12 protein-coding genes are annotated in these 12,967 nt (G+C 65.0%); 8 read left to right on the plus strand and 4 right to left on the minus strand.

What is annotated here, in order from left to right:
- The first annotated feature begins 2 nt into the window (after positions 1–2).
- Positions 3–1,259, plus strand: a complete 1,257-nt coding sequence (locus tag MYCSP_RS03105; RefSeq protein WP_088415413.1) for a M18 family aminopeptidase — start codon at positions 3–5, stop codon at positions 1,257–1,259.
- On the opposite strand, the gene MYCSP_RS03110 is transcribed toward MYCSP_RS03105, so the two are convergent.
- On the minus strand, positions 1,249–2,067 hold the full coding sequence (locus MYCSP_RS03110) for a maleylpyruvate isomerase family mycothiol-dependent enzyme (protein ID WP_070913154.1): 819 nt from the start codon (positions 2,065–2,067) through the stop codon (positions 1,249–1,251). The genes MYCSP_RS03105 and MYCSP_RS03110 overlap by 11 nt on opposite strands.
- Positions 2,068–2,184: 117 nt before the next feature.
- On the opposite strand from MYCSP_RS03110, the gene MYCSP_RS03115 reads away from it, so the two are divergent.
- Positions 2,185–2,577 carry a DoxX family protein gene (locus MYCSP_RS03115; RefSeq protein ID WP_070913153.1) on the plus strand — a complete coding sequence of 131 codons (393 nt, stop codon included), beginning with the start codon at positions 2,185–2,187 and terminating at the stop codon, positions 2,575–2,577.
- Here MYCSP_RS03115 and MYCSP_RS03120 read toward each other — a convergent pair.
- A complete protein-coding gene (locus tag MYCSP_RS03120) occupies positions 2,574–3,551 on the minus strand; it encodes a hypothetical protein (RefSeq protein ID WP_157886144.1) in 978 nt (325 codons plus the stop codon). The two genes, MYCSP_RS03115 and MYCSP_RS03120, sit on opposite strands and share 4 nt — an antisense overlap.
- 102 nt (positions 3,552–3,653) lie before the next feature.
- Between MYCSP_RS03120 and purL the strand changes: the two genes are divergently transcribed.
- From purL to MYCSP_RS03145, 5 genes are read left to right on the plus strand one after another with little or no spacing between them, the layout of a single operon-like run.
- Positions 3,654–5,939, plus strand: a complete 2,286-nt coding sequence (gene purL / locus MYCSP_RS03125) for a phosphoribosylformylglycinamidine synthase subunit PurL (RefSeq protein ID WP_070913151.1) — start codon at positions 3,654–3,656, stop codon at positions 5,937–5,939.
- Positions 5,936–7,738, plus strand: coding sequence for an alpha/beta hydrolase (locus MYCSP_RS03130; protein WP_083017949.1), 1,803 nt, complete (start codon positions 5,936–5,938; stop codon positions 7,736–7,738). The genes purL and MYCSP_RS03130 overlap by 4 nt, the downstream gene beginning before the upstream one ends.
- A complete protein-coding gene (locus tag MYCSP_RS03135) occupies positions 7,735–8,379 on the plus strand; it encodes an Rv0804 family intramembrane glutamic endopeptidase (protein WP_083017950.1) in 645 nt (214 codons plus the stop codon). The genes MYCSP_RS03130 and MYCSP_RS03135 overlap by 4 nt, the downstream gene beginning before the upstream one ends.
- 35 nt (positions 8,380–8,414) lie before the next feature.
- Positions 8,415–9,017 (plus strand): hypothetical protein, encoded by a 603-nt coding sequence (locus tag MYCSP_RS03140; RefSeq protein ID WP_070913148.1) that lies wholly within the window; start codon positions 8,415–8,417, stop codon positions 9,015–9,017.
- Positions 9,018–9,040: 23 nt separating this feature from the next.
- Positions 9,041–9,427 carry a sterol carrier family protein gene (locus MYCSP_RS03145; RefSeq protein ID WP_083017952.1) on the plus strand — a complete coding sequence of 129 codons (387 nt, stop codon included), beginning with the start codon at positions 9,041–9,043 and terminating at the stop codon, positions 9,425–9,427.
- On the opposite strand, the gene MYCSP_RS03150 is transcribed toward MYCSP_RS03145, so the two are convergent.
- A complete protein-coding gene (locus MYCSP_RS03150) occupies positions 9,424–10,752 on the minus strand; it encodes a DoxX family protein (RefSeq protein ID WP_083017954.1) in 1,329 nt (442 codons plus the stop codon). The genes MYCSP_RS03145 and MYCSP_RS03150 overlap by 4 nt on opposite strands.
- Positions 10,753–10,854: 102 nt before the next feature.
- On the opposite strand from MYCSP_RS03150, the gene purF reads away from it, so the two are divergent.
- A complete protein-coding gene (purF, locus tag MYCSP_RS03155; protein ID WP_070913145.1) occupies positions 10,855–12,369 on the plus strand; it encodes an amidophosphoribosyltransferase in 1,515 nt (504 codons plus the stop codon).
- Here the strand turns inward: purF and MYCSP_RS03160 are convergent.
- Positions 12,366–12,893, minus strand: a complete 528-nt coding sequence (locus MYCSP_RS03160) for a hypothetical protein (RefSeq protein ID WP_083017957.1) — start codon at positions 12,891–12,893, stop codon at positions 12,366–12,368. The genes purF and MYCSP_RS03160 overlap by 4 nt on opposite strands.
- Positions 12,894–12,967: the final 74 nt, after the last annotated feature.

A 12,967-nucleotide genomic window follows, 5' to 3' on the forward strand; every position in this document is an offset into this window, starting at 1 on the left:
GCGTGACCGCGACCGCTACAGGGCTGTGCCAATTCATCGACGCCTCGCCGTCTCCGTTCCACGCCGTGGACACGGTGGCGCAGCGCCTGCGCCGGGAGGGCTTCACCGAGTTGTTCGAGGCGCAGCGCTGGCCGGGACACTCCGGTGACTACTTCACGGTGCGGTCGGGATCGATCGTGGCCTGGCGCGGCGGCGATGCGGACGCCTTTCGGGTAATCGGTGCGCACACGGACAGTCCGAATCTGCGGGTGAAGGCCAACGCCGACCGTGTGCAAGCGGGGTGGCCCATGGTGGCGCTGGAGCCCTACGGCGGCGCCTGGGTGCAGACCTGGCTGGATCGTGACCTGGGTTTGTCCGGTCGGGTGCTGGTGCGCGACGGGGATGCGGTGCGGTCCACACTGATTCGCATCGACCAGCCGATCCTTCGCGTGCCGAATCTGGCGATTCACATGGTGAGCGCCGAGGAGCGCAAGAAATGGGTGATCGACCCGCAGTGGCATGTGAACTCGGTGTGGAGCGGTGAACACGGCTTCGCCGAGTACATCGCCGAGCAGCTGGGCGTCGCCCCGGCCGATGTCCTGGGGCGCGATCTGATGGCACACGATCTGACCGCGGCGGCGCTGATCGGTCCCGATGAAAGCCTGGTCAGTGCTCCCCGTTTGGACAACCAGGCCAGTTGCTATGCCGGCTTGGAGGCATTCCTGGCCGCCGAATCCAGCTCGACTACGGTGCTTGCGCTCTTCGACCACGAGGAGATCGGCTCGGTTTCCGATCACGGTGCGCACTCGGATCTGCTGTCGACGGTGCTGGAGCGGATAGTATTGTCCAGCAACGGAACCCGAGAGGATTTTCTGAGACATGCAGCCGCCTCGCTGATGGTGTCGGCCGATATGGCGCACGCGACCCACCCGAACTATCCGGATCGGCACGAACCGGGTCACCAGATCGCCGTCAATGCCGGACCGGTGATCAAAATTCATCCGAACGTCCGTTACGCCACCGACGGCCGGGGTACGGCGACCTTCGCCCTGGCATGTGAGCGTGCCGGTGTTCCTTTCCAACGATACGAACATCGGGCAGACATGCAGTGCGGCTCGACCATCGGTCCCTTCGCGGCGTCACACACCGGCATGGTCACCGTGGACGTGGGAGCTGCCACCCTCGCCATGCACTCGATACGCGAGTTGATGGGCGCGCACGACGTGCCGATGTATTCCGATGCACTGCAGGCGTTTCTGGAGCTTCCTGCTACATCGTGAAGCGCAGGTTGGCGATGATCTTCCATCCCAGGTCGGGGTCGCCGTCGAGCGTGAATCCATCGCGGTTCGCACTGGCCCGTCCACCCAGATGGCGGGCGAACTCGCAGGTGTCGGTGGTGAGCGTCACGTGCGGCACATCGGAGAGCGATGAGACGATACGGGCTCGGTCGGGAATCTCGATGTTGACGGTTTGTGCGCCAATTCCGGTGAGAACAAAGCGGATCCGGCTGCCTTGCGGTGCGCCGGCGCGCTTGCCGACGAGGAAGGGCAGTGCGTTGGTTAGCTCGGTGAGCGCGGGCGTCGCGGTCACCGGATCCGTCGGCGCCGGCAGACCGAGGCTGTCGCGCACATCCAATTCGTGCATCCAGCAGTCGAAATCGCGAATCTGCATAAATCTGCCGTAGCTTTCCGGCCCCACAGGGGTGGCGGTCTCGGCGTTGAACTGTTCCTGGGTCAGGCCTTCGAGGACGGCCAGCCGGGCACTGGTCACGGTGCGCAAGTCGTTCATCACCGCGACCGGCGGCAGCTTGCGGTAGTAGGTGAGCCACCGTTCGTTGAGGACGCCGACGGGATTGTGCACGTGCGCAAGACCGGCGACGGCCTCGTCGGTGCTGGGGATCGGGTCGCCCGAGAGCAGACGTTCGGTGCCCACCACATGCGCGATCACATCCTTGACGGTCCATCCCGGAAGCACCGATGGTGCGGCCCATTGGTCGTCGGTCAGGGTGGCGCCCAACTCGTCCAGCGCTGCCCATTCGGCCGCCAAGGCGGCGACGAGGGGCTGCTTGGCGACGATCGTGACGGTCATGGGGCGACCCTATGCCAGATCGTGACCCATCCCCTCGGAATGTCCGATGAATTCCGTGGGATCTGTCGGTCAGTCTTCCTAGAGTTGTTCCATCGGGGATTTCGAGAAAGGAATCTCATGTCCGTCACATCCACATTCAGCGAGAAATCCTCGCCGGAGAAGATCGGTATCGCACTGAGCGGCATCATCCTGTTGTTCCTGCTGTTCGATGCGCTGCCGAAGATCTTCGGGGCAGAGGTCGTCCGCAAGGCCACCGAGGAACTGGGCTTTCCGCCGTATCAGACCGCGCTCATCGGCTGGGTGTTGTTGGCGTGCACCATCGTGTGGGCCATCCCGCGGACATCGGTGCTCGGCGCGATCGGGTTGACGGCCTACCTGGGTGGCGCGGTCACCATCGACATGCACGAGGAAGCGTGGTTCCCGGTCATTTTCGCGATCGGCTTCGGACTGCTGATCTGGGCGGCGATGATCCTGCGCCGCCGTGAGCTGTTGAAGGTGTTGATCGGCTAGCGCGGGCAGCTCTCGAACTTCTCCCGCATCTCCGCTTCGACTGCGGAACTGCGTTGCGATGGGGGCATCTCGCCCATACAGCCGCCCAGCCACACGGTGACACTGGTCTTGTTCCCGTGCAATTCGTAGATGCCAGGCTGCCCGAACTGCTTCAGCAGCTCTAGCTGTTGAAGCGCGATGCCACGCAGCTGTGCTTCTGCTGCGGTGGGCACTTCGGCGTAGGTGGTGTTCAGGTAGTGCCGCGCGGTCGAGTATTGGACGTCTTTCTGATCCTTGTGCGCCGAGCGTGAGGTAAACCGTGAGGATGTCGGGGCGAGCGCGTTGAGTCGTTCCCACAGAGCGACCGCGCTGATATCGGGAAAGCCCTGCTCTGTGCTCAGGGCCGGGTAGGCGCCGGAGGCCGGTCCGACATGCCACCCGGCGTCAGACAGGGCCGCGAAGTCGCCGGCGATCTGACGAAAGGCCGCCGTGATGTCCCGGTGGTCGGCAGGCCTGCCCGGCTGACTGCTCGTCACCGCGACATCCACCGTGACGCGCGGTGCGGGACCGGAGTAGGCCGTCGAGATGTCGACACCCCCGATGTGGGCCAATTGCCGCAGGCGTACCCAATCGGCAAAGGGCGGCCGGTTTTGATGTTTGGCATCGGCATCGACGGCCGAGGTGACCTTGCTGCAGTCGGACGAAGGGTCTGGGGTTGTGCAGGGTGCCACCACCGTCAGGGTCACATCGTGCTGACTGAACCCCACCTCACGCACGCGCTTGGTGAACAACTCCCAGATCGCCGCCAGCTGGTCAGCGGTCGCGGCGGGAGATACCGTGACCGTCACGCCGAACCGTTGGCCCTTGGTGAAGACGTTGAAGTAGTCGTGAGTGGTCTGCGTGACGCCGGGCAGTGCGCGGATCTCCGTGGAGATCTGTTGCGACTCGTCGGTGCGTTGCGGCGCGCATCCGGTCCCCACCAGAAGCACTGCCACGGCAATCACTGCCCAGGTACCTCCGCGCCCCCATGTCACAGCGCCCAGTATGCGCCAGGAGCGTTTGTCCAGGCCTGCATCGACCACATATAGAATCTGTTCGTGACTTCACGGGTTGACACGGTCGATAACGCAGCAGCCACCCCCGATCACCCGCAGCCATTCGCTGAACTTGGGCTGAAGGACGACGAGTACGCCCGCATCCGCGAGATTCTTGGCCGCCGTCCCACGGACGCCGAGTTGGCCATGTACTCGGTGATGTGGAGCGAACACTGCTCGTACAAATCCTCCAAGGTGCACCTGCGCTACTTCGGGCAGACCACCACCGAGGAGATGCGCTCGGCGATGCTCGCCGGGATCGGCGAGAACGCCGGTGTGGTGGACATCGGCGATGGCTGGGCGGTCACCTTCAAGGTCGAGTCGCACAACCACCCGTCGTATGTCGAGCCCTACCAGGGCGCCGCGACCGGTGTGGGCGGCATCGTCCGCGACATCATGGCCATGGGCGCCCGCCCGATCGCCGTCATGGATCAGCTGCGCTTCGGTGCGGCCGACGCTCCCGACACCCGCCGCGTCTTCGACGGCGTGGTGCGCGGCATCGGCGGCTACGGAAACTCGCTGGGCCTGCCGAACATCGGCGGCGAGACGGTGTTCGATGCCTCGTACGCGGGTAATCCGTTGGTGAACGCGCTGTGTGCCGGTGTGTTGCGCAAGGAAGATCTGCATCTTGCCTTCGCTTCCGGCGCAGGCAACAAGATCATCTTGTTCGGCGCGCGCACCGGGCTCGACGGCATCGGCGGCGTTTCGGTGCTGGCCTCGGAGACCTTCGGCGGCGACGAGGCCGACGGAGCCTCGCGCAAGAAACTTCCCAGCGTCCAGGTGGGTGACCCGTTCACCGAGAAGGTGCTCATCGAGTGCTGCCTTGAGCTGTACGCGGCGCATCTGGTCGTCGGTATCCAGGACCTCGGTGGTGCCGGACTGTCTTGCGCTACATCGGAACTGGCATCGGCCGGAGACGGCGGCATGCACATCGACCTGGACAAGGTGCCGCTGCGCGCCACCGGTATGACCCCGGCCGAGGTGCTCTCCAGCGAGTCGCAGGAGCGCATGTGCGCGGTGGTGACCCCGGAGAACGTGGACGCCTTCATGGCGGTGTGCCGCAAGTGGGACGTGCTGGCCACCGTCATCGGTGAGGTCACCGACGGTGAGCGACTGCGGATCACCTGGCACGGCGAGACGGTGGTCGACGTGCCGCCGCGGACCGTCGCCCACGAGGGTCCCGTCTACCAGCGTCCGGTGGCTCGTCCCGACACCCAGGACGCGTTGATCGCCGACAGTGCAGCCGGTTTGGCGCGCCCGGCCACCGCCGGGGAACTGCGGCAGACGTTGCTCGACATGATCGGCAGCCCGCATTTGTGCAGCCGTGCCTTCATCACCGAGCAGTACGACCGATATGTGCGTGGAAACACCGTGCTTGCCGAGCATGCCGACTCCGGCGTGATCCGGGTGGATGAGCAGACCGGTCGTGGAATCGCTTTGGCTACCGATGCTTCCGGTAGATACACGGTGCTCGACCCCTACAACGGCGCCCAGCTGGCGCTCGCGGAGGCGTACCGCAATGTGGCGGCCTCCGGTGCTACCCCGGTCGCGGTGACCAACTGCCTGAACTTCGGCTCACCGGAGGACCCGGGCGTCATGTGGCAGTTCTCCGAGGCCGTCCGCGGCCTCGCCGATGGCTGTGTGACACTGGGCATCCCGGTCACAGGGGGCAATGTCAGCTTCTACAACCAGACCGGTACCACCCCCATTCTGCCCACCCCGGTGGTCGGGGTGCTGGGTGTGATCGACGACGTGAACCGGCGCATCCCCACGGGATTCGGGGCCGAGCCCGGGGAAACGCTGATTCTGCTCGGTGACACCGCCGACGAATTCGACGGTTCCATCTGGGCGCAGGTGGCGCACGATCACCTGGGCGGTACACCGCCGAAGGTCGACCTGGCCCGCGAGCAGCTACTGGCACAGGTCCTCACCGCCGCATCGCGTGACGGGCTGGTGTCCGCCGCTCACGACCTGTCCGAGGGTGGACTCATCCAGGCCGTCGTCGAATCGGCGCTGGCCGGTGAAACCGGTTGCCGCATCCTGCTTCCCGAGGGAGCGGATCCCTTCGTGGCGTTGTTCTCCGAATCCGCCGGGCGCGTGCTGGTCGCGGTCCCGCGCACCGAGGAGAGCAGGTTCATGTCGATGTGCGAGGCGCGGCAGCTCCCGGCCGTGCGTATCGGCGTTGTCGATCAGGGTTCGGATTCCGTTGAGGTGCAGGGACAGTTCTCGGTCACCCTGGCGGAGCTGCGCGAGGTTCACGAAGGTGTGCTGCCCGGATTGTTCGGATGAGCGAGACTCCTGGAGTCCCTGTCACGACAAGCACCGTCGATCCCGATGACTGGATCGGCCGCAGTTGGCTGGCATTCCAGGAGCTCGAGGAGCATTTCGAGAATCGGCACCCCTTGGTGGCCTGGGCGTGGAATCTGCTGCGGCTGGATTTCTGCGGAATCGCCTTCGGCGCCTTGTTCTTCTGCCTGTCGCTGACGCCGTCGCTGATGCCGCGCACCTGGTTGTTCCAGGGGCTGATCGGCGGCGCGACCGCGGCGATCGGTTACGGCATCGGTGTCGCGCTGTCCAAGCTGGTGTTGCGTTTCTGGCTGCGCCAGCAGAAATGGTGGCCGCTGCGCGATCGCGTGATGGTGACCGCCAAGCTCGGAGTGGTGGTACTCGGGGCGGTGTGCTCGCTGGCCATGATCGTGCCCGCCGCCCGCTGGCAGCGTCAGATCGCGGCGCTCATGGACACGCAAGGGCCGACGACGATGGAGTACTCAAAGGCCTTCCTCGTCTCGATTGCCGTAGGGGCGCTGTTTATTTCGGTGGCCCGGATACTGCGTGACCTGGTTCGGCTACTGGCGCGATTCCTGATCCGTCGTCTGCGCCTGAGCCAGGAAGTGTCACTGCTCATCGGCACCGCCATCGTGGCCGTGTTGACGATCATGTTGTTCAACGGTGTGTTGGTACGCGGGTTCTTCTCCGCCGCGAATGCCTCATTCGGCCCGCATAACGACACCACGCGGGCCGGGGTGGAGCAGCCCATCCAACCCGAGCGTTCGGGGAGTCCGGCCTCGCTGGCCTCATGGGAAAGCCTCGGCTACGAGGGGCGCAATTTCGTTTCCGGGGGCTTGCATGCCGACGAGCTGACCAAGGTGAACGGTCGCCAGGCCAAGGAACCCATTCGCGTGTACGCGGGGCTGGAGACGGCCGATACCGCCGAGGAGCGTGTCGACATCCTGGTGCGGGAATTGGAGCGCACCAAGGCTTTCGAGCGTAAGGCGCTGATCATCGTCCCGACTACCGGTACCGGTTGGGTGACACCTGCCGCCGCCCGCGGCATCGAGCTGATGTACAACGGGGACACCGCGATCGTCGCCACCCAGTACTCGTTCCTGCCCAGCTGGATCTCGTTCCTGGCCGACAAGAAGAAGGCACTGGCCTCGGGCAGGTTGTTGGTCGACACCGTCCAGAAGCGTTGGGCACAACAGCCGGTGGGTCACCGGCCCAAGTTGCTGATCTACGGCGAAAGTCTGGGCTCCTTTGCGGGACAAGGCGCATTCGACGGTCTGGGTGATATTCGCGCGGCGGGGGTCGACGGGGTGTTGTGGACCGGTCCGCCGAACTTCAGTCAGATCTGGAACGAGCTGGTGTCCAAGCGTGATCGGGGCACGCTAGAAGCGCTCCCAGTGTACGACAGCGGATTCACGGCCCGTTTCGCGATAGGTCCCGACATCGATGCGCTGGCCAAACCGCCATGGCAGAACCCGAGGGTGTTGTTCGTGCAGCATCCGTCGGACCCCGTGACCTGGTGGTCCACCGATCTGCTGTTCAGCGAACCGGATTGGCTCAAGGAGGCGCCGGTGGGCGATCGGTCCGCGGCCATGCGCTGGTATCCGATCGTCACCTTCTGGCAAGTGGCCGCCGACCTGGCCAACGCCGTCGGGGTGCCCGATGGGCACGGCCATAACTACGGCATCTCGTCGGTCAACGGTTGGGCCGCCATCGCCCCGCCGGATGGCTGGACCCCACAGGACACCGAACGCATCCGGAAGGCTCTGGACGACACCGCGTCGCTCGACGGCCCCGACACGTGAGCTCCCGTGTTCGCGCCGTGGCTCTGGCCGTCGTGCTCGTGGCATGGCCGGCGGTGCTGGAACGGTTCCCGCAGCGCTGGCGGCCATTGATCGGCGCGGGCGCGAGTACCGCACTCGCGGCGACGGTGGGGACTCCCCTGGGTCTGCGGCACCCGCAGCTGGGGGTGGGTATGCGGCTCGGCGGGGTCGCCGCGTCGGTCGTCGCGGTTGCCGTCGGTGCGTCGCCGGCGCTGAAGCCGGTGCGCACCTCGATGCGTCAGCGCGATATCGACCTTCATCCCGCGGTGTGGTTGGGTTTGCACATTCCGGTGGGCACCGTGTGGTCGGAGGAACTCGCCTTCCGCGGCGTGCTGCAACCGATGGCCGTCGAGGCATTTGACCGCGCTCTGGGCGTCGTGGTCCAGGCCGTGGCGTTCGGGTTCGCCCATATCCGGCCCGCCCGCGCTGCAGGTGACTCAGTACCCGGGACAGTGCTGGTCACCGCGTTGTTCGGCGGGCTGTTGGGTTGGTTGCGGGAACGATCGGGGAGCCTTGCCTCGCCGGTGCTGGCCCACCTCGCGCTCAACGAGGCCGGTGCGGTGGCCGCTCTGTGTGTCGCGCGGCGCAATGTCGACTCACGGCGAGAAAGTGCGAGCAACTGATACCAAAATTCGACATTCGGCGGAATACTGCACGGATGGCCTCGAACTGGATGAGCAGGGCCGGCGCAGCACTGGCAGGCATGATGATCGCTGCCGGGTTGGCGCTGGCCGCACCCGCAGCCGCCGACTCCGGACAGGGCGCGTCGCTGCCCGTGTTCGTTCCGTACCCCTCGGACTGGTCACCGGACACCTCTGTGTTCCCCTACAACATGTGGCAGAGCCGGGCCAACGATGAGCAATTCACCGCGATGCGCGATTCGTGTCAGTGGTTCAACGCGCAGTACGACACCCTGATGGGCTCGGTGTACGGATTCCAGAACTACCTGCGCGACCACCACGACGTATGGGCCGCGTCGGGTTCGGACGCCGTCGGCAATGTGGTGACCGCCAATCTGGATCAGTCGGCGGCGTTCCTGGATCCCCGGGTGCACGCGCTGTACATCACCAACTATCCGGATCAGAGTCAGTACTCGCCGCTGTACAACGGCGACTCCTTCTACCACCTGTGGTTCCAGTTCACCCAGATCAGCGACAAGATCAAACAGCAGCTGCCGTCTGGGGTGATCAACGCCAATATCGCCACGGCCAACGTCTACGGGAACACCATCCGCGATTCCGGAGTGTGCAACGGGGCCTAAGCGCCCCAGATAGGCTGGCGGGCATGCCAGCTCGCGTCCCCGATGCCGCATCGACCCGAGCGGCTGTGCTCGCGGTGGCCGAGTGGTTGCGCGACCCGCAGGTCGGGGAGCCGCCGCGCGGCGCCCTTGCCGATGCCGTCCGGTTCACCGCACGCACTCTTGCCGCTGATGCGCCCGGAGCCTCCGTGGAAGTACGGGTCCCTCCATTCGTTGCGGTGCAATGCATCCCGGGGCCACGCCACACGCGCGGAACCCCACCAAATGTCGTGGAGACCACGCCGCGCACCTGGCTGCTGCTGGCGACGGGGCTGCTGACCCTGGATCAAGCCACTGCCGAGCGCGCCGTCACCGTATCCGGATCACGTGCCGGCGAGATCGCCGACTGGCTGCCACTGGTGCCGCTGCACTAGCGGAAGAACGGGTACTCCTGCACCCAGTGGAACCCGCGGTTGCGCAGCGGGAAGCTGTTTGGGTCCATTCGTTTCAGCATGATCGTCACCGGTTGTTCGTACATCCTCCCGCCGAGCATCAGCGCGTCGACATTCGGCTGGCTGTAAGTGAGGTCGGCGAATGGCGGCTGTCTCCCGACCTTTCCGTCGGTGTCATCCGAGGCATTGGTGAGCAGCAGGTGGCCGCCCCGGAATTCGGCTAGGACGGCCGTGAGATTGCCGTTCATGTGCTGGTAGGTGGCCATCCCCGGTCGGTCGAAAACGATTGCTTGCCAACGATTCCTGTCCGTGGCATAGGGCGGTACGAACACTCCGTCGACGAAGAACCCCTGTACCGACCACATGCCGTACAGCTGTGACTTGGGCGCGCCGCCCCCGTACTCGTGCCAGGTCACCCAGCCCTCGTAAACGCCGCCCAGCGCGACCCAGACGCCCAGGGCGACCTGAAGCCAGACCGCGAGGCGATTGCGCCGGCGATCGACGAACAGTGACGGTTGCGTCAGCGGATCGCAGGAACGTTGCCGCACAAACACATTGACGAGACGTTTGAGGTAGGGAGCGAGCAGGACCAGGCTCAGCAGCAACAGATGAAAGGACAACAGTTTGACGGGCACGTCGAACGCCATGTTCATCAGGAAGACCTGGGCCATGCCGGCCAGACTCAGCACAGTGCCCAGGACTGCCGTGCGGGGCACGAACAACAGCAGCCCGGCGATGACTTCCACCGCGCCCAAAGCCATCTCGTAGGGGTACGAGCTGCCGACCTGTAGCCAGAGCACGGAGGCCGGACTCAGGGTGCCGTACGGCTGCAGTAGCTGAGCCAACGTCGGTCCCGGCATCTGGGTGGGGATGAGCTTGGCGAATCCGTAGAAGAGCATCTGCCCGCCCAGGCATATGCGCAGGAACAGCGTGAACCAGGCCAGCAGTCGGGGATAGGAGGAGACATGGCGGTCGAGCATGGTCCACAGCGCCGTGGCCATCATCGCGACGACCAGGATGCAGAACGTGAACACCCAGATGGCGGCCTGGTCGCCGCTTCCAGAGTCCTCGTGCAGCACCGCGTCCACGCCGAACAGACTTCTGCCGACCCAGCTCGTGACGGGGTTCAACAGGGACATCGCCGCGAGCACCGCTTGGCCTCCGATCACCCGGCCGGCAACGCCCAGCAGGGCGTACGGAATCTGGGTGAAAAGCAGACAGAACAGCCCGAAGTAGACAACGCAGAATCGGAACACGACTCGTGTCAGCGGGTGCCACGAGGTGGATGCAGCAGTGGCCTGGGTCACTTTTGCGATGGTACCGACGCGACCGGGCCAGCCGATTCCCCAATCAGCAACCTTCCCCGTAGACTGGAGCAGTCACCCACCCCCCACCAGGGAGCAGCCATAGTGACCGCACAGCCAATCGAGCTGGAAAACGACCCACGCGAAGAATGCGGCGTATTCGGGGTCTGGGCACCCGGCGAAGAGGTAGCAAAACTCACCTATTACGGCCTGTACGCGCTGCAGCACCGCGGCCAGGAAGCCGCCGGTATCGCGGTGGCCGATGGCTCCCAGATCGTGGTGTTCAAGGATCTCGGCCTGGTCAGTCAGGTGTTCGACGAGCAGACCCTCGCCGCCATGCAGGGACATGTCGCGGTTGGGCATTGCCGCTACTCGACCACCGGCTCGGTCACCTGGGAGAACGCCCAGCCGGTGTTCCGGACCACGGCAGCCGGCACCGGAGTCGCCCTGGGGCACAACGGGAACCTGGTCAACACCGCCGAACTCACCGAGCGGGCGCGTGATGCGGGGCTGATCAACCCGAAGACCCCGGGCATGGCCACCACCGATTCGGACATCATGGGTGCGCTGCTGGCACACGGAGCTGCCGACGCCACTCTCGAGCAGGCCGCGATGGCGCTGCTGCCCACCGTGCGTGGCGCGTTTTGCCTGGTCTTCGCCGACGAGAACACGTTGTACGCGGCGCGCGATCCGTACGGCGTGCGGCCGCTGTGCCTGGGCCGCCTCGACACCGGTTGGGTGGTGGCCTCCGAGACCGCCGCCCTGGACATCGTGGGCGCCTCGTTTGTCCGGGACATCGAGCCCGGCGAGCTGCTGGCCATCGATGCCGACGGGGTGCGCTCCAGCCGGTTCGCCAATGCGACCCCGAAGACCTGTGTCTTCGAATACGTCTATCTGGCACGCCCCGACAGCATGCTCGACGGGCGCTCGGTGCATTCCACCCGCGTGGAGATCGGGCGCCGTCTGGCGGCCGAGCACACCGTCGACGCGGACCTGGTGATCGGCGTTCCCGAGTCCGGCACTCCGGCGGCCGTCGGCTACGCGCAGGGATCGGGTATTCCGTACGGACAGGGCTTGATGAAGAACGCCTATGTGGGCCGTACCTTCATCCAACCCTCGCAGACCATCCGTCAGCTCGGTATTCGGTTGAAGCTCAACCCTCTCCGCGAGGTGATCCGCGGTAAGCGGCTCGTGGTGGTGGACGATTCGATCGTTCGTGGTAACACCCAGCGGGCACTGATCCGGATGTTGCGCGAGGCGGGAGCCGCCGAGGTGCATGTGCGCATCGCCTCGCCACCAGTGCGCTGGCCTTGCTTCTACGGCATCGACTTCGCTTCTCCCGCAGAACTTATCGCCAACGCGGTGGAGTCGGACGATGAGATGCTCGATGGTGTCCGCACCGCGATTGGTGCCGATACGTTGGGCTATATCTCGGCCGAGGGGATGGTCGCGGCCACCCAGGAACCGCGCTCGCGGTTGTGCTGCGCGTGCTTCGACGGCAACTACCCGATCGAGTTGCCCAAGGAAACTGCTCTCGGCAAGAACGTGGTCGAGAACATGCTCGCGGCTACAGCCCGGGAGACGTCGACCGACAGTGCTGAATCCGTCCAGGCGCGCTAGCGGTTAGGCCCTTGGGGCGGGTACTTCTCATCGACGACCGCGTCCTGCAGCACAGCGAAGCGTCTTTTGGCGATGCTGATGACGGAGTCGATTTTGTGCTCGACGGCCACCATGAAGGAATGGTGCAGCCCGCCGGAGAGTAGGACTTCGTCGATCAGTACGAAAAGGTCCGCGGATACCGATGTTTCACCCTCGTAGATGTTGAGCACAATGGTGATGGTTGCGCCTTGCATCCATTTCGAGACAACCTGGAACCGGCCCCGGCGAGCGGTGAGCAGTTGATCCCTCGGGGTCGTCTCGACGACTTCCCACTCGATGGGCGTCAGCACACCGACAATGCCGGTAAGTGAGCTGAAGGTGTCTCCGGCGACAAAGTCTCGGGCGCGGCGTCGGGTGTTGGCGAACACCAGCGGGGTGCGGTTGCCTATTTGAACATCGTCGGCCCCTGGCACTTCAACGTGGGCAATGGTGTAGATCTCGTTCAGTCTGCGGGCGATCTCAAAATGCCGCTCGGCAGATAGCAAACTTTCCCCCCTTGGCCCGATCTTGTGCCTGAGGCTATGTGACGAATGTGACGGGTGCGATGACCGAATCAGTC

Origin of the sequence: Mycobacteroides saopaulense (assembly GCF_001456355.1) — a bacterium.
Lineage (GTDB): Bacteria > Actinomycetota > Actinomycetes > Mycobacteriales > Mycobacteriaceae > Mycobacterium > Mycobacterium saopaulense.